At 54.5% G+C, this 16,886-nt stretch carries 15 protein-coding genes and 7 tRNA genes; 2 read left to right on the top strand and 20 right to left on the bottom strand.

What is annotated here, in order from left to right:
- Positions 1–51: 51 nt before the first annotated feature.
- From FOC35_RS02820 to FOC35_RS02805, 4 genes are all read right to left on the bottom strand, one after another.
- On the bottom strand, positions 52–777 hold the full coding sequence (locus FOC35_RS02820) for an amino acid ABC transporter ATP-binding protein (RefSeq protein WP_016535359.1): 726 nt from the start codon (positions 775–777) through the stop codon (positions 52–54).
- A complete protein-coding gene (gene gltK / locus FOC35_RS02815) occupies positions 777–1,451 on the bottom strand; it encodes a glutamate/aspartate ABC transporter permease GltK (protein WP_016535360.1) in 675 nt (224 codons plus the stop codon). The genes FOC35_RS02820 and gltK overlap by 1 nt, the downstream gene beginning before the upstream one ends.
- Positions 1,451–2,191 carry an amino acid ABC transporter permease gene (locus FOC35_RS02810; RefSeq protein WP_016535361.1) on the bottom strand — a complete coding sequence of 247 codons (741 nt, stop codon included), beginning with the start codon at positions 2,189–2,191 and terminating at the stop codon, positions 1,451–1,453. The genes gltK and FOC35_RS02810 overlap by 1 nt, the downstream gene beginning before the upstream one ends.
- Positions 2,192–2,390: 199 nt before the next feature.
- Complete coding sequence (locus FOC35_RS02805) at positions 2,391–3,302, bottom strand: amino acid ABC transporter substrate-binding protein (protein WP_039897996.1); 912 nt, start codon at positions 3,300–3,302, stop codon at positions 2,391–2,393.
- Positions 3,303–3,348: 46 nt separating this feature from the next.
- Between FOC35_RS02805 and FOC35_RS02800 the strand changes: the two genes are divergently transcribed.
- Positions 3,349–3,576, top strand: a complete 228-nt coding sequence (locus FOC35_RS02800) for a hypothetical protein (protein ID WP_172568072.1) — start codon at positions 3,349–3,351, stop codon at positions 3,574–3,576.
- 107 nt (positions 3,577–3,683) lie between these two features.
- Here the strand turns inward: FOC35_RS02800 and lnt are convergent, their stop codons facing one another.
- The 5 genes from lnt to miaB form a co-directional block, all read right to left on the bottom strand.
- Complete coding sequence (gene lnt / locus FOC35_RS02795; RefSeq protein ID WP_016535364.1) at positions 3,684–5,225, bottom strand: apolipoprotein N-acyltransferase; 1,542 nt, start codon at positions 5,223–5,225, stop codon at positions 3,684–3,686.
- A 7-nt stretch (positions 5,226–5,232) separates the two neighbouring features.
- Complete coding sequence (gene corC / locus FOC35_RS02790; protein ID WP_016535365.1) at positions 5,233–6,111, bottom strand: CNNM family magnesium/cobalt transport protein CorC; 879 nt, start codon at positions 6,109–6,111, stop codon at positions 5,233–5,235.
- A 99-nt stretch (positions 6,112–6,210) separates the two neighbouring features.
- On the bottom strand, positions 6,211–6,678 hold the full coding sequence (gene ybeY / locus FOC35_RS02785; RefSeq protein ID WP_016535366.1) for an rRNA maturation RNase YbeY: 468 nt from the start codon (positions 6,676–6,678) through the stop codon (positions 6,211–6,213).
- Positions 6,675–7,736, bottom strand: coding sequence for a PhoH family protein (locus FOC35_RS02780; RefSeq protein ID WP_039897997.1), 1,062 nt, complete (start codon positions 7,734–7,736; stop codon positions 6,675–6,677). Before FOC35_RS02780 ends, ybeY begins: the two co-directional genes overlap by 4 nt.
- A 211-nt stretch (positions 7,737–7,947) precedes the next feature.
- Positions 7,948–9,372, bottom strand: coding sequence for a tRNA (N6-isopentenyl adenosine(37)-C2)-methylthiotransferase MiaB (miaB, locus tag FOC35_RS02775; protein WP_039899143.1), 1,425 nt, complete (start codon positions 9,370–9,372; stop codon positions 7,948–7,950).
- Between the two features lie 122 nt (positions 9,373–9,494).
- Here miaB and ubiF point away from each other — a divergent pair, with 122 nt between their 5' ends.
- Complete coding sequence (gene ubiF, locus FOC35_RS02770) at positions 9,495–10,670, top strand: 3-demethoxyubiquinol 3-hydroxylase (protein WP_172568071.1); 1,176 nt, start codon at positions 9,495–9,497, stop codon at positions 10,668–10,670.
- Between the two features lie 92 nt (positions 10,671–10,762).
- Here ubiF and FOC35_RS02765 read toward each other — a convergent pair.
- The 11 genes from FOC35_RS02765 to nagA form a co-directional block, all read right to left on the bottom strand.
- Positions 10,763–10,837, bottom strand: a tRNA-Gln gene (locus FOC35_RS02765).
- A 35-nt stretch (positions 10,838–10,872) separates the two neighbouring features.
- Positions 10,873–10,947 (bottom strand) — tRNA-Gln (locus tag FOC35_RS02760).
- Between the two features lie 45 nt (positions 10,948–10,992).
- A tRNA-Met gene (locus tag FOC35_RS02755) sits at positions 10,993–11,069 on the bottom strand.
- Positions 11,070–11,090: 21 nt separating this feature from the next.
- Positions 11,091–11,165, bottom strand: a tRNA-Gln gene (locus FOC35_RS02750).
- Between the two features lie 37 nt (positions 11,166–11,202).
- Positions 11,203–11,277 (bottom strand) — tRNA-Gln (locus tag FOC35_RS02745).
- A gap of 24 nt (positions 11,278–11,301) precedes the next feature.
- Positions 11,302–11,386: transfer RNA gene (locus FOC35_RS02740), tRNA-Leu, on the bottom strand.
- A 7-nt stretch (positions 11,387–11,393) separates the two neighbouring features.
- A tRNA-Met gene (locus tag FOC35_RS02735) sits at positions 11,394–11,470 on the bottom strand.
- Between the two features lie 251 nt (positions 11,471–11,721).
- Positions 11,722–13,383 carry an asparagine synthase B gene (gene asnB, locus FOC35_RS02730; protein ID WP_016535371.1) on the bottom strand — a complete coding sequence of 554 codons (1,662 nt, stop codon included), beginning with the start codon at positions 13,381–13,383 and terminating at the stop codon, positions 11,722–11,724.
- 309 nt (positions 13,384–13,692) lie between these two features.
- Positions 13,693–14,448 (bottom strand): HAD-IIA family hydrolase, encoded by a 756-nt coding sequence (locus FOC35_RS02725; protein ID WP_016535373.1) that lies wholly within the window; start codon positions 14,446–14,448, stop codon positions 13,693–13,695.
- A 63-nt stretch (positions 14,449–14,511) separates the two neighbouring features.
- On the bottom strand, positions 14,512–15,732 hold the full coding sequence (locus FOC35_RS02720) for an N-acetylglucosamine repressor (RefSeq protein ID WP_172568070.1): 1,221 nt from the start codon (positions 15,730–15,732) through the stop codon (positions 14,512–14,514).
- A gap of 5 nt (positions 15,733–15,737) precedes the next feature.
- The gene (nagA, locus tag FOC35_RS02715; RefSeq protein ID WP_172568069.1) at positions 15,738–16,886 is read right to left on the bottom strand and encodes an N-acetylglucosamine-6-phosphate deacetylase; all 1,149 of its coding nucleotides are present in this window, start codon (positions 16,884–16,886) and stop codon (positions 15,738–15,740) included.

Below are 16,886 nucleotides of genomic sequence, written 5' to 3'. Positions count from 1 at the left end.
AAGAAAGCCTTCCCGTTGGGGAAGGCTTTTTACTTTGGTGATGCGACTTTTTTAGTGCAGAATTTTTGCGAGGAAGTCTTTGGCGCGTTCTGACTGCGGGTTATTGAAGAAGTCGTCTTTGTTAGAGTCCTCAACAATTTTACCTTCATCCATAAAGATAACGCGGTTCGCCACTTTGCGGGCGAAGCCCATTTCGTGGGTGACCACCATCATCGTCATGCCTTCGTTAGCCAGCTCTACCATAACGTCCAGCACTTCGTTGATCATTTCCGGATCCAGCGCGGAGGTCGGTTCGTCAAACAGCATGGCGATAGGATCCATACACAGAGCGCGAGCGATGGCCACGCGCTGCTGCTGGCCGCCCGAAAGCTGTGCCGGATATTTATCGGCATGGGCAGAAAGCCCTACGCGTTCGAGCAGTTTCAGCCCTTTGGCGCGGGAAGCGGCTTTATCACGCTTCAGCACTTTTACCTGGGCAAGCGTCAGGTTCTCGATAATCGACAGGTGTGGGAACAGCTCAAAGTGCTGGAACACCATGCCGACGTGCGAACGCAGCTGCGCCAGGTTGGTTTTTTTGTCGTTCACCTGAGTGCCGTTAACCAGGATCTCGCCTTTCTGTACCGGCTCAAGGCCGTTAACGGTTTTAATCAGCGTGGATTTACCGGAGCCGGAAGGCCCGCAAACGACCACCACTTCGCCTTTTTTCACTTCGGTGGAGCAGTCGGTCAGCACCTGAAAGTGACCATACCATTTAGAAACATTTTTCAGGGTAATCATTAAACAGTCCTTTTCTTCAAATAGCTGACCAACAACGACGCGCTAAGGCTAATAACAAAATAGACCAGACCGGCAAACAGGATCATCTCGACCTGGGTTCCGTCACGCTCGCCGATGGTCGATGCGGTACGGAAGAAGTCTGCCAGGCTCAGGACATAAACCAGCGAGGTATCCTGGAACAGCACGATGCCCTGGGTTAGCAGCAGCGGGACCATCGCGCGGAAGGCCTGCGGCAGGATAATTAACTTCATCGACTGCCACTGGGTCATGCCCAGCGCCAGCGCGGCGTTGGACTGCCCGCGAGAAATGCTCTGGATACCCGCGCGGATGATTTCCGAGTAGTAAGCGGCCTCAAACATCGAGAAGGCCACCATCGCGGAGATCAGGCGAATATCGGTCTTTGGCGACAGGCCCAGTACCGACTGCAGGAAGCCCGGTACCACCAGGTAAAACCACAGCAGCACCATCACCAGAGGCACGGAGCGGAAGACGTTGACGTAGGCGGTAGCAAACCAGGCAACGGGCTTAAAGCTCGACAACCGCATGACCGCCAGCAGCGTGCCCCAGACAATACCGATAACCACCGCGGTAACGGTGATTTTCAGCGTAATCACCAGCCCCTGCATTAAAAACGGCAGGGCGGGCAGAATAGAACTCCAGTCAAAATCGTGCATTATTTGCCTCCCATATTGCCCGGCAGGCGAATTTTACGTTCCACGATAACCATCACGCCCATGATGACGGCGTTAATCAGCACGTAGGCAAGGGTGATTGCGGTAAAGGATTCATAGGCGTGCGCCGAGTAGTCCAGCAGCTTGCCCGCCTGAGCGGCCATATCCACCAGGCCGATGGTTGAAGCGATGGCCGAGTTTTTCACCAGGTTCATCATTTCGGAAGTCATCGGCGGGACGATAACGCGGTAGGCGTTAGGCAGCAGCACGTAGCGGTAAGCCTGCGGCAGCGTCAGCCCCATTGCCAGCGCGGCGTTTTTTTGCCCACGAGGAAGAGACTGGATGGCGGCGCGAACCTGCTCGCAGACGCGGGCGGCGGTAAACAGCCCGAGGCAAATCATGGACGAAAGGAAGAACTGAATATTGGGATCCAGCTCGGACTTAAACCACATGCCGAGGTTTTCCGGCAGCAGCTCAGGCACCACCAGATACCAGGTAAAGAACTGCACTATCAGGGGGACGTTACGGAATAGCTCGACATATAGCGTGCCCAGCCCTGAAAGCCATTTATTAGGCACGGTGCGTAAAATACCGAACAGCGATCCTACCAGGAAAGCGATTATCCATGCGGTAATTGACAGGGCTACGGTGACCTGGAAGCCATTCCAAATCCAGCCCAAATAGGTTGTGTTGCCGAACGGGGCGGGCTGTAGAAAGATCCCCCAGTTCCAGTCTATAGACATAACTTACTCCGAGATAAAAAAAAGAGGGTAGCTTTTGCTACCCTCGAAGATTGATGAGAAGCCTGCGCCCGTAAGCAGATCTTTGTCTGCATTTTTAGGCGCTTCACGCCGGATGGGGAACGACCATCCGACGCATAGTCTGTCCTGGCTTCAGTTCGTCAATCGGGAGGGCGGATTCTTCCGGCCCCTGTGTTTCTAATTAGTTGAGAGCTTTGTCGTTTGGTTCCTTGAACAGCGCTTTCATTTCGTCAGAAAGGTCGAAGTTCATGTTCAGGTTCTTAGGAGGAATCGGCTGCTTGAACCATTTATCAAACCATTTGGCGGCTTCGCCAGAGGTCTGCGCCTGGGCGATGGTGCTGTCCATCAGCTTTTTGAATTCAGGGTCGTCTTTACGCAGCATACAACCGTAGGCTTCCTGGGACTGCGGCTTGCCGAGGATCTCCCAGTTGTCCGGCTTTTTGGCCTTGGCGCGCTCGCCTGCCAGCAGGGCGTCATCCATCATAAAGGCAACGGCACGGCCGCTTTCCAGGGTACGGAAGGAGTCGCCGTGGTCTTTAGCGCTGATGATGCGCATGCCCAGTTTTTGCTCGTCGTTCAGCTTGTTCAGCAGAATTTCGGAGGTGGTTCCGGAGGTCACAACAACCGTTTTACCTTTCAGGTCCGGGAAATCTTTAATCGGGCCGCCTTTCTTCACCAGTAGGCGCGTGCCGACTACAAAGATAGTGTCGGAGAAGGCTGCTTGTTTCTGACGTTCCAGGTTGTTGGTGGTTGAGCCGCATTCAAAATCGAAGGTGCCGTTTTGCAGCAGCGGAATACGGTTCTGGGAGGTAATTGGGATCAGCTTAACCTGCAGATCGGGTTTGTTGAGCTGCTTCTTCACCGCTTCAACGATGGCGTTGGAGTAGTCCTGAGAGTAGCCAACCACTTTCTGCTGGTTGTCGTAATAAGAGAAAGGTACAGATGATTCACGGTGGCCGACCACGATAACGCCATTGGCTTTGATTTTATCCAGCGTTGACTGTTGAGCCGCAGGTTTGGCGTCTTCTGCGTGGGCGATTGTTGCGCTCATGCCCATCACCAGCATTGCCGTGGCCAGTTTGCGTAATTGCATATCTAACTCCTTAATCTTAGTGCCAGAGGAGGCACGGGTATCCGATGTGAGTGTTGTGTTTTGTTGTTTTTTCATGCTGCAAAAATCGTCGAGCAATGCTCTTTTGTTAACATTTAACCTAGCTGAATGTAAAGAAATTGCTAAGAGAATGTTTATTTTTGCGAAGCGCGCCGCACCGTTTAAAGGCAAAGATATGCCACTGCACCGTAATGGTGCTTGCGATGTCGCTTTTTGGTGCATGAATTTTTTATCGCCGTCCACAGGCGGCTTATAAGGCGTCTTCGCGCCAATAAATTGATTTTTACAGTTAAAATCTAGCAAACGCTGTGCCAGAAATGAAAAAGGCCAGCAAATAAGCTGGCCTTTATAGAGGGAGGAGGATTACTTTTTGTTACGGTTGCGCAGGCTCATCACCAGCGCGCCGAAGCCGAACAGGGCGGTAATGACCCACAGCGGCCAGAAACCGAAGCGCGCATACGGCGTTAAGCCACGGGTTGGCGTCACTTTAGCTTCCAGCACGTCGCGGGTGAACTGCGGGAGCACGTTGGTAATATCACCTTCGGCATTTACCACGGCGGTTACGCCGTTATTGGTGCTGCGCAGCAGTGGGCGGCCCAGTTCAAGGGAGCGCATACGCGCCATTTGCAGGTGCTGCCATGGGCCAATCGATTTCCCGAACCACGCATCGTTAGAGATGGTCAGAAGGAAGTCGGTGTCCGGGCGGAAGTTATCCCGCACCTGTTCGCCAAGAATAATCTCGTAGCAAATCGCCGCCGTCAGTTTGATTCCGTTAGATTCCAACTGCGGCTGAACATACGGGCCGCGGCTGAAAGAGGACATCGGTAAATCAAAGAACGGTGCCAGCGGGCGCAGAATAGACTCCAGCGGTACAAACTCACCGAACGGCACGAGGTGATTTTTGTTGTAGCGATTAGCGCTGGTGTAGCCGTACGGACTGCCTTCACCCAGGGTAATAATGGTGTTGTAGGTGTCGTAGCGGTTTTGCTTGTTCAGGCGCGCATCGACTATCCCGGTAATCAGCGAGCTGTGCTTTGAACGCAGCAGGTCGTCCATCATGGTCAGGAACGGCTGCTGGTTAATCTCGAGATCGGAAATAGCCGATTCTGGCCAGATAATCAGCTGCGCCTTGCCCATTTCAGGCTGAGTTTTATCAAGATAGATTTTCAGCGTGTCGAGCAGCTGGCTTTCGTTCCATTTCAGCGACTGGGGAATATCGCCCTGGACCATCGCGACTTCAACGGGACGCTCGCTCTGCGGCTGGAACCACTGAATAGTCCGCAGCGGCCACGGAAGCAACAGCAAAGCGACGGAGACAACGGCAGGCGCCCATTTACGCATTTGCAGCGCGTAAACCAGCAGGCCGCTGATAATCATCAGCAGGAAGGTGATGCTATCGACGCCCAGAATCGGCGCGATGCCTTTTAGCGGGCCGTCTATCTGGCTATAGCCGAACTGAAGCCACGGGAAGCCCGTTAGCACCCAGCCGCGCAGAAACTCGGTTATCTGCCAGACTACCGGCGCGGCAATAGCGACGCGCCACCAGGTGGTTTTTGGCCACAGGCGGCTAAGTATTCCGGCAAACAGGCCGGTATACAGCGACAGATAAGCGGCGAGAAGCACCACCAGGAACACGTTAACCGGGCCGGGCATGCCGCCAAACTGGGCGATGCTGACATACACCCAATTAATGCCGCTGCCGAACAGGCCAAGCCCCCAGAAGAAGCCTATCCACGCGCTTTGCGTCGGGCGACGGTTTAGCGTTAGCCCCTGTAAACCGGCCAGAGAGACAATAGCCGCCGGCCAGAAGTCATAGGGAGAAAAGGCCAGCGTCCCGCAGGCGCCAAAGAAAAGCGCCAGCAGCAGACGAACGCGCTGGCGTTGAAGTTGTTGAGCTATAGCCATAGCTGAGTTAGTCGTCCAGTTTTGGTTGCGGCGAGTCGTCCGGAATTCTGACATGAACCTGAATAATACGGCGGCTATCTGCCATGGCGACTTTGAACTGGTAACCATCTATTTCAATGGTTTCGCCGCGAGCGGGCAGGTGCCCAAACGCCTGCATAACCAGGCCGCCAATCGTATCGACCTCTTCGTCGCTAAAGTGCGTGTCGAAGGTGTCGTTGAAGTCTTCGATAGAAGCCAGAGCCCGAACCGTCCACGTATGGCGGCTGAGCTGACGGAAATCGCCGTCTTCCTCATCGTCGTACTCATCTTCGATTTCGCCGACGATAAGCTCAAGAATATCTTCGATGGTGACAAGGCCGGAAACGCCGCCGAACTCGTCTATCACAATCGCCATGTGGTAGCGCTGCTGGCGAAACTCTTTCAGCATGCGGTCGACGCGCTTGCTCTCAGGTACAACAACCACCTGACGTAACACTTTTTCCATGCTAAACGGCTCGGAATCGCTGCGCATAAACGGCAGCAGATCTTTCGCCATCAGAATCCCTTCGATGTGATCTTTATCTTCGCTAATGACCGGGAAGCGGGAGTGGGCGGACTCGATAATAACGTCCAGGCACTCGTCCAGGGTCTGATTGTGCTTGAGCGTCACCATCTGCGAACGTGGGATCATGATATCGCGAACGCGCTGGTCGGCGATGTCCATTACCCCTTCGAGCATGTCGCGGGTGTCCTGATCTATAAGATCGTTTTGCTCAGAATCACGAATAAGCGTCAGCAGATCGTCACGGTTCTTTGGCTCACCGTGGAATAGCTGGTTGAGAATCAGGGAAAAGAATCCCTTTTTACTGGCAGGCGTGTCACTGTTCTGTGAGTTGTCGTCGCTCATGGCGTTTGGTTTGAGGCCTCATATTAATCAATTACTAACAGGCAGCCTGATGGTACGCTGCCTGCGCTTTACTGCGGCTCAGGGAAAGCCCTGAACCGACTATTCTTTCTCGGCAATGTACGGATCGGCATACCCAAGAGCAAGCATTATCTCCGTTTCCAGCGCTTCCATCTCTTCGGCTTCTTCATCTTCTATATGATCATAGCCGAGCAGATGCAGGCTGCCGTGCACCACCATGTGCGCCCAGTGGGCTTCCAGCGGCTTCTCCTGCTCTTTGGCTTCCTGCTCAACCACCTGACGGCAGATTATCAGGTCGCCGAGCAGCGGCAGCTCAATGCCCGGAGGCGCTTCAAACGGGAAAGAAAGCACGTTGGTGGGCTTATCTTTACCGCGATAGGTCAGGTTAAGATCGTGGCTCTCGGCTTCATCAACCAGACGAACGGTCACTTCCGACTCTTCCTGGAACTGAGGAATAACGGCATTTAACCAACGCTGAAATTGAGCCTCTTCCGGCAGGCCGCTGGCGTCTTCGCAGGCGTTCTGTAAATCTAAAATAACCTGACTCATTTACTCTCCTGAGCGCTGGCTTGCAGGGCCAGGGCTTCGCGTTTACGCTCGGCCGCAAGCTCGTCTTTACGTTTTTGATCGGCGCTTTCCCATGCCTCGTAGGCGTTAACGATGCGGGCAACCACCGGGTGGCGCACCACGTCTTCGCTGTTGAGGAAGTTAAAGCTGATTTCGTCCACTTCTGACAGCACGTCTATCGCGTGGCGCAGGCCTGACTTCAGGTTGCGCGGCAGGTCTATCTGCGTGACGTCGCCGGTGATAACCGCTTTGGAGTTAAAGCCAATGCGGGTCAGGAACATTTTCATCTGTTCGGTCGTAGTATTCTGGCTTTCGTCGAGGATAACAAAGGCGTCGTTCAGCGTGCGGCCGCGCATATAGGCAAGCGGCGCGACTTCAATGACGTTGCGCTCGATGAGCTTTTCGACCTTCTCAAAGCCAAGCATCTCAAACAGGGCGTCGTACAGCGGGCGCAGATAAGGGTCCACCTTCTGGCTTAAATCACCCGGCAGGAAGCCAAGCTTTTCGCCCGCTTCGACGGCGGGGCGGGTCAGCAGAATTCGGCGAATCTCCTGGCGCTCGAGCGCGTCAACCGCGGCTGCAACGGCGAGATAGGTTTTCCCCGTCCCGGCAGGGCCGATGCCGAAGGTAATGTCGTGGTCGAGAATATTGGCAATGTACTGTGCCTGGTTAGGCGTGCGCGGCTTGATAACTCCACGTTTGGTCTTAATGTTGATTGCTTTGCCGTAATCAGGAACGCTGTCCGCCGTTTGCTCCAGCACGCGGCTTTCTTTTATAGCGAGGTGGATCTGCTCCGGGTTGATATCCTGGCTCTGGCCGCGCATTGGCGCGGTATCCACGTACAAATGGCGCAGAATATCCGCGGCGGCGTTAACTGAGAGATCCCGGCCGGTGAGTCTGAAGTGATTGTCACGGCGGTTGATTTCAATTCCCAGTCGGCGCTCCAGCTGTTTGATGTTGTCATCAAACGGGCCGCACAGGCTAAGCAGGCGGGCGTTATCCGCAGGTTCCAGCGTTAATTCTCTTGTTTCGATATTCAAACTTATCCTCTGGGTCACTCGGGGCCAGTTAGAGTAAACGGTCTCGCTTCGCCGAAAATTTCGTTCCGGCTACAGGGAAATTATTTATCCCGTGTCGTGATGGCGCAAGCGTCGCAATTGATATTTGGGTGATGTATTCAGAATGCAAGTACGGGCGATGAGATTCGTTGCCGGAGCACGATGTTAGCGCTCCGGCAGCGGCAAAGAAGGATTATGGCTGGTAGAAACCTACGCCAGAGTCGTTCTCTTTGCGGGTACGGGCGATAACGGATGCCGGCGTTTCGGCGATGCGCAGGCCCATCTCATCTTCGGTGCGAACCAGCGTGGCGCGCAGCGAGTTGGTCAGGACTTCGGTTATCTCAACATCGACGAATTTGCCTATCATGTCCGGCGTGCCTTCGAAGTTCACCACGCGGTTATTTTCGGTACGCCCGGAGAGCTGCATGATGCTTTTGCGCGAGGTGCCTTCAACCAGAATACGTTGCACCGTGCCGAGCATTTTGCGGCTCCACTCCATTACCTGCTGGTTAATGCGGTCCTGCAGAATATAGAGGCGCTGCTTCTTCTCTTCTTCCGGAACGTCATCCACCATGTCCGCCGCCGGTGTACCCGGGCGGGCAGAGAAGATAAAGCTGAAGCTGGTATCGAAGTTAACGTCGGCGATAAGCTTCATGGTTTGCTCGAAGTCCTGGCGGGTTTCGCCCGGGAAGCCGACGATGAAGTCAGAGCTTATCTGAATATCCGGGCGCGCCGCGCGCAGCTTGCGGATAGTCGATTTATATTCCAGCGCGGTGTGGGTGCGGCCCATCATATTCAGCACGCGGTCGGCACCGCTCTGAATCGGCAGGTGCAGGAAGCTCACCAGCTCCGGCGTGTCGCGATATACTTCGATAATATCGTCGGTGAATTCGATCGGGTGGCTGGTGGTAAAACGAATGCGATCGATGCCGTCGATGGCGGCCACCAGGCGCAGCAGTTCTGCAAAAGAGCAGATACCGCCGTCGTAGGACGCGCCGCGGTATGCGTTAACGTTTTGGCCGAGCAGGTTAACTTCACGCACGCCCTGGGCCGCCAGTTGGGCAACCTCAAACAGAATATCGTCGCACGGGCGGCTGACCTCTTCTCCACGGGTGTACGGCACCACGCAGTAGGTGCAATATTTATTGCAGCCTTCCATTATTGAGACAAAAGCGGTTGGGCCTTCGGCTTTTGGCTCCGGCAGGCGGTCGAATTTTTCGATTTCCGGGAAGCTGACGTCAACCACCGGGCTGCGGGTACCGCGAACCTGGTTGATCATTTCCGGCAGGCGGTGCAGGGTTTGCGGCCCGAAGACGATATCCACATAATGCGCGCGCTGGCGAATTTTTTTCCCTTCCTGGGAGGCGACGCAGCCGCCAACGCCGATGATAACATCCGGTCTTTTGGCTTTGATGTGCTTCCAGCGGCCAAGCAGATGAAACACCTTTTCCTGCGCTTTTTCGCGGATGGAACAGGTGTTCAGCAGCAGGACATCCGCTTCATCAGCGTTCTCGGTCAGCGTAAAGCCGTGGGTGCTATCCAGCAGGTCGGCCATCTTGGATGAATCGTATTCGTTCATCTGACAGCCCCAGGTTTTTATATGGAGTTTTTTTGTCATCGACTTGCCATTGCTCAGGTGAAGCCAGGAATTAAGCCCGATAGTGTAATGCTTTGCCATGGATGTGACCAGCCTGGGAAAAGTCAGTAGAATTAGCTGAGATAAATTAAGGAAAGTGACTCATGGCAAATCAAGCAATTGAAGTGGCCGTTGTTGGCGGCGGCATGGTCGGCGCGGCGGCGACGCTGGGGCTGGCGCAAAGCGGCTTCCGGGTTGCGGTTATTGAGCATCAGGCTCCTGAGGCTTTTGTCGCCGATAGCCAGCCTGACGTCAGAATTTCGGCAATCAGCAGCGCGTCGGTTGGCGTGCTGAAATCTCTGGGCGTCTGGGATAGCGTGCTGGCAATGCGTGCGCACCCTTATCGTCGCCTAGAAACCTGGGAATGGGAGAGCGCTCACGTTGGTTTCGACGCTGCCGAACTGGGCTTACCCGAGCTTGGTTTTATGGTGGAGAATAACGTTCTGCAACGTGCGCTTTGGGGCGCGCTGGAAGCTCACCCTCAGGTTTCGCTGCTTTGCCCGGCCAGTCTGAACAAAATATACCGGTGCCAGCAGGGCTGGACGCTGGAGTTTAGTGACGGCAATACGCTTGATGCGGCGATGGTAATTGGCGCTGACGGGGCGAACTCTCAGGTCAGACAATGGGCCGGAATTGGCATCCACGCCTGGCAGTACCGTCAGTCCTGTATGCTGATTACCGTGAAATGCGAATCGGCCCCGGGCGACAGCACCTGGCAGCATTTTACCCCGACTGGGCCACATGCGTTTTTACCGCTGTTCGATAACTGGGCTTCGCTGGTCTGGTACGACACTCCGGCGCGTATTCGCCAACTGCAAAGCATGAGCATGCCGCAACTGCAAAAGGCGATTGCGGCGGCCTTCCCGAGCCGACTTGGGCAGGTGACTCCGCTTGCCAGCGGCGCTTTCCCTCTGACTCGCCGCCATGCGCTACAGTACGTTCAGCCTGGGCTGGCGTTGATTGGCGATGCCGCGCATACCATTCACCCTCTCGCGGGCCAGGGCGTGAATCTCGGCTATCGTGATGTGGAAGCTTTGCTTGAGGTGATGATTAACGCTCGTAGCCACGGGGAAGACTGGGCGAGCTCGGCAATTCTTAAGCGCTACCAGGCACGCAGGCAGGCGGATAACTTCCTGATGCAAAGTGGAATGGATCTGTTCTACGCCGGGTTCAGCAATACTTTGTCACCGCTGCGCGTGGTGCGAAATCTTGGTCTGATGGCGGCAGAAAGAGCGGGCGGTCTGAAACGTAAAGCGCTGAAATACGCCCTGGGACTCTAAACTTGTTACCCTCTCCCCGTGGGAGAGGGTATCAGGCAACTCTGTTCCTGACAGAAAAGCAAAAAGCCCGCTTGCGCGGGCTTTTCATTATGTGGCTGGGGTACGAGGATTCGAACCTCGGAATGCTGGTATCAGAAACCAGAGCCTTACCGCTTGGCGATACCCCAACGGGTTGCGCTCACAAGTGAACGACTTTTTAAATTGGCTGGGGTACGAGGATTCGAACCTCGGAATGCTGGTATCAGAAACCAGAGCCTTACCGCTTGGCGATACCCCAACAATTTTTTAGGATTTATCGAACTTAATCAATAGCTCCGTTGTATGGTGGCTACGACGGGATTCGAACCTGTGACCCCATCATTATGAGTGATGTGCTCTAACCAGCTGAGCTACGTAGCCAAATCTTAACATATTCTTCGATGGCTGGGGTACCTGGATTCGAACCAGGGAATGCCGGTATCAAAAACCGGTGCCTTACCGCTTGGCGATACCCCAATGACCGTCGCGGTAAACCGCTAATATCGAAGAATTGTGGCTGGGGTACCTGGATTCGAACCAGGGAATGCCGGTATCAAAAACCGGTGCCTTACCGCTTGGCGATACCCCATCCGTGCAACGCGGTAAAAGGAAATGGTGCGGGAGGCGAGACTTGAACTCGCACACCTTGCGGCGCCAGAACCTAAATCTGGTGCGTCTACCAATTTCGCCACTCCCGCAAAAAGATGGTGGCTACGACGGGATTCGAACCTGTGACCCCATCATTATGAGTGATGTGCTCTAACCAGCTGAGCTACGTAGCCATCTTTTTTGCGTAACCTTATCGGCGTTGCGGGGCGCATTATGCTGAGTTGACTCTACAGCGTCAACTAGTTTTTTCCCGAAAACCCGCTCAGAATGCTCGTTTGAATGACTTGCGAACAGCTTGCTTGAAATATCGACAATAACGGCGGGTTTTGATTTTAATTGCGGTTAAAAACAGGGATAAAGCCTCAGCGATAATACAGAAACAACAACGGGCCAAAAGGCCCATTGTTTTACGCTAAATCGCTTATTAATAAGCGGCCTGATGTACGCCAACCGCGCGTCCTGACGGATCGTTCATGTTTTTAAACGACTCATCCCACTCGATGGCTTTAGCAGAAGAACAGGCAACGGAAGGGCCGCCCGGTACACACTCAGCCGCGCTTTGCAGCGGGAACAGTTCTTCGAAGATTTCGCGGTACAGGTACGCCTCTTTAGAACCCGGCGTGTTGTACGGGAAACGGTAGCTGGCGGTAGCCAACTGCTGGTCGCTAATCTGTTCGGCCGCCACTTCTTTCAGGGTATCAATCCAGCTATAGCCCACGCCGTCAGAGAACTGCTCTTTTTGGCGCCAGGCGACGCTTGCCGGCAGGTAAGACTCGAAGCATTCGCGCAGCACGTGCTTCTCCATTTTACCGTTGCCGCACATTTTATCCTGCGGGTTGATGCGCATCGCCACGTCGAGGAATTTCTTGTCGAGGAACGGTACGCGCGCTTCCACGCCCCAGGCGGACATCGCCTTGTTGGCTCGGGCGCAGTCAAACATATGCAGCGCCTGCAGTTTGCGTACGGTTTCTTCGTGCAGCTCTTTAGCGTTTGGCGCCTTATGGAAATACAGATAGCCGCCAAATACTTCGTCAGAACCTTCGCCAGAGAGCACCATTTTAATGCCCATCGCCTTGATCTTACGCGACATCAGATACATCGGGGTAGAGGCCCTGATGGTGGTCACATCGTAGGTTTCGATGTGGTAGATAACGTCGCGGATAGCGTCCAGACCTTCCTGAACGGTAAAGTGAATCTCATGGTGAACCGTGCCGAGATGGTTTGCCACTTCCTGAGCGGCCTTAAGATCCGGCGCACCTTCCAGGCCCACGGCGAAGGAGTGCAGCTGCGGCCACCAGGCTTCGCTGCGCTCTTCGTCTTCAACGCGGCGGGCGGCAAATTTCTTGGTAATCGCGGAGATAACCGAAGAGTCCAGCCCGCCGGACAGCAGCACGCCGTAAGGCACATCGGACATCAGGTGGCTCTTCACGGAATCTTCCAGCGCCTGGCGCAGGGCATTTTTATCCGTCACGTTGTCTTTAACTTCTTCGTAGCTGAACCAGTCACGCTGGTAGTAGCTGCGAATTTCGCCGTCTTTGCTCCACAGGTAACTTCCGGCCGGGAACTCTTTAATGGTGCGGCAAACCGGCACCAGGGCTTTCATTTCGGAAGCAACGTACATGTTGCCGTGCTCGTCGTGGCCCATATACAGCGGAATAATACCGATGTGGTCGCGGCCAATCAGGTAGGCGTCCTGCTCGCTGTCGTAGAGGGCGAAAGCAAACATCCCCTGCAGGTCGTCGAGGAATTCAGGGCCTTTCTCCTGGTAAAGCGCCAGGATAACTTCGCAGTCTGAGCCGGTCTGGAACTGATAGCGGTCACCGTATTCGGCGCGCAGGGCCTGGTGGTTATAGATTTCACCGTTAACCGCCAGGGCGTGAGTTTTCTCGACGTTGTACAGCGGCTGAGCACCGGCGTTGACGTCGACAATCGACAGGCGCTCGTGAACCAGAATCGCTTTGTCGCTGGCGTAGACGCCGGACCAGTCGGGGCCGCGGTGGCGCATCAGACGTGATAATTCCAGCGCTTTTTTGCGCAATTCAACTGCATCGGTTTTGATATCGAGAACGCCGAAAATAGAACACATAGAACTTCTCCGTACACTTGCCTGAGCGATTTGAGTTGTGATGCTGCGTTGCCGTTTTTGCTTTTTACTGCGGCTTTGCTGCGTTGCTTAATAATGAAAATGCTCAATCGCTGAAGGGAATGCAAGGGATTTAGCATTCTGCTGATAAATAGTTAAGTGAGGATTGCCGATCTCTGAAAAATGCGGATGTTTTGGTCGTGAAAATTAGCGGATCGGTAATTTTTAACATTTAGAGGCAGATTTTATTCATCCAAATGCGGGGGTTTTTGCGGATAAATAAAAACGCCGGCGGATTGGCCGGCGTTACGCTTAGAAGATGTCGATTTCCGCGACCGAAGGATAAATCCAGCTCGGTCGGAACGGCATGTCGTCTACGTTATTCAGGCTGGAAACGCCGGACAGCACCAGAATGGTTTCAAGGCCGGCCTGGAAGCCTGCAAGAATATCGGTGCGCAGGTTGTCGCCGACAATCACGGTTTGCTCGGAGTGGGCCTGCATTTTATTTAACGCAGCGCGGATGATCCACGGGCTCGGTTTGCCGACATAAAACGGCTCGCGGCCGGAGATTTTTTCGATACCGGCGCAAAGCGCACCGCAGGCCGGGCTAAAACCGTGGCCGTGGCTGTCCGGGTTGGTGGCAATAAAGCGCGCCCCGTTTGCCACAAAGTAAGCGGCCTTGTGCATCATTTCCCAGTTGAAGGAGCGGGTTTCGCCGACGATGACAAAATCCGGGTTGATGTCGGTAATGGTGAAGCCTGCTTTATACAGCTCATGGATCAGCGCGCCTTCGCCAACTACATAGGCCTTTTTACCTTCCTGGCGGCGCAGAAAATCTGCCGTTGCCATTGCGGAGGTGTAAAACACGCTCTCCGGCACGTCAATGCCTGCGGAAGCAAAGCGGTTGGCAAGATCCTGGCTGGTCTGGGAAGGGTAGTTGGTCAGCAGTACCAGCGGGAATCCCTTCTCAAGGATGCGTGCCAGAAACTCATTAGCGCCCGGCACGGCAACATTGTCGTGCATCAGCACGCCGTCGATATCACAAATTACGTTCTGAATGGTGGTCATTAACAACTCTGGCTCACGGAAAAGAAGGCGGTAACTATAGCGTAAAATGCTGCCCTGGCCGTATTAACTTTCCAGCAAATGCTGGAGCAGCACGCCGTTTAGCATTGAACGCTTTACCAGCGCGAATGCGCCAATTGCCGAGCGGTCGTCGAGTTTTGAACAGACGACCGGCAGGTTTTTACGGAACGCGTTCAATACCTGGGTGTTGATGCAGCCTTCGATAGCGGGAAGCAGCACTTTCTCGGCTTCTATAATCTCGCCGGCCAGCACCACTTTTTGCGGGTTAAACAGGTTAATGGCGATAGAGATCGCTTTGCCCAGGTGGCGGCCAACGTGCTCCAGCACTTCGCAGGCCAGCGCGTCGCCCTTATTGGCAGCTTTACAGATGGCCTGAATACCGCAGTCATCCAGCGTCAGGCGGCTGTTATAGCCCTGTTCGAGTAGGTGGCGAACCCGCTGTTCAATGGCGGCGTTAGCGGCGATGGTTTCGAGGCAGCCGAAATTGCCGCAGTGGCAGCGCTCGCCCAAAGGATCAACCTGAATGTGGCCAATCTCGCCCACGTTGCCGTTACGGCCGATAAAAATCCTGCCGTTTGACAGAATACCGGCCCCGGTGCCGCGGTGAACGCGCACCAAAATGGAGTCTTCGCAGTCGTGTGTTGCACCGAAATAGTGCTCGGCCAGCGCCAGGCTACGGATATCGTGCCCGACAAAGCAGGTCACATTGAAGCGTTTTTCCAGGCTCTGAACCAGCGCCCAGTTATTCACCGCGATGTGCGGCATATAGCGGATCACGCCGCTTTCCGGGTCGACCAGGCCGGGTAAAATCACCGAAATAGCAATCAGCTCGCGGATTTTACGCTGGTAATTTTCCAGAAAATGCCCGATGGCGTTGAGCAGGGCATGCTCGAGGGTTTCCTGCGTGCGTTCAGGCAGCGGGTAATGCTCTTCTGCCAGCGGCTTTGCGCTCAGGTCAAACAGCGTGATGGTGGCGTCGTGGCGGCCAAGACGCACGCCAATAGCGTGGAAATTGCGGGTTTCGGTAATGATGGAGATAGCGCGGCGGCCGCCGGTGGAGGCCTGCTGATCGACTTCTTTAATCAGGCCGCGCTCAATAAGCTGGCGAGTAATTTTCGTTACGCTGGCGGGCGCAAGTTGGCTTTGTTCGGCAATTTGAATGCGCGAGATAGGACCATGCTGGTCAATCAGGCGGTACACCGCCGCGCTATTCAGCTGTTTTACCAGGTCAACGTTACCAATTTGGGCTTGTCCGCCAGTCGTCATGCTATTTACTCAGTTACGACCTCGTTACCATTAACGATGGTCTTGATAATTTTATAGTCGCGGTTAAACACGGTCAGGTTCGCCACTTTACCGGCTTCGACTGAACCCAGCTGTTTATCCACGCCCATTGCGCGAGCGGGGTAGAGCGTTGCCATTCGCAGGACTTCATCCAGCGCGATAGCCGCGTGCTCTACCAGATTACGAACGCCCTGAATCATAGTCAGAGCAGAGCCGCTGAGGGTTCCGTTCTCATCTACGCACAGGCCGTCACGGTAGTATATTGTTTTACCGGCAAAAATGAACTGGTCGATATTCGCGCCTGCCGGAGCGGTGGCGTCGGTGACCAGGCACAGTTTATCGCCCTTCACGCGTTTTGCGGTGCGAATATTCGCATAATCCACATGCAGGCCATCGGCAATGATGCCGCAGTAAACGTCTGCTTCATCAAAGATTGCGCCTGCAAGACCCGGTTCACGCCCGGTAATATAAGGCATAGCGTTGAAAAGGTGGGTCGCAAAGGTAATACCCGCGCGGAAGCCGATTTTTGCTTCTTTAGCCGTTGCGTTGGAGTGCCCGGCGGAAACGATAATGCCCGCGGCAACCAGTTTTTCAATCACTTCTGGCTCAACCATTTCCGGAGCCAGAGTCACTTTGGTGATGACGTCTGCGTTCTGGCACAGGAAATCAACCAGCTTAGCGTCCGGCTTACGCACAAACCCTGGGTTGTGGGTGCCTTTCTTCACCATGTTGAGCCACGGCCCTTCAAGGTGCAGGCCCAGCGCCTGGTTGCTGTATTTCGCCAGATATTCACGCATTACTTTCACGCCCTGCATCATCAGCTCGTCGCTGGTGGTGATAAGCGTTGGCAGGTAGCTGGTGCAGCCCGAACGTTCGTTCGCTTTCTGCATGATTTCCAGCGTTTCAACCGAAACGGCTTCTTCGGTGTCGTTGAACTGCACGCCGCCGCAGCCGTTCAGCTGTACATCAATAAAACCGGGGGCAATGACGGCACCGCCCACATCGCGAGTTTCCATTCCTGCCGGCAGAGAGTCGGCAGGGCAGATACGCTCAATCAGGCCATCGGCGATAACAACCGCGTGGTCATCCAGAATTTCATGGCCGGTGTAAATCCGACCGTGGGTTAATGCATACAT

Source organism: Cedecea sp. FDAARGOS_727 (assembly GCF_012273235.1).
In the GTDB taxonomy this organism is placed as follows: Bacteria; Pseudomonadota; Gammaproteobacteria; order Enterobacterales; family Enterobacteriaceae; genus Cedecea; species Cedecea davisae.
This window is presented reverse-complemented; position numbering and strand designations above follow the sequence as displayed.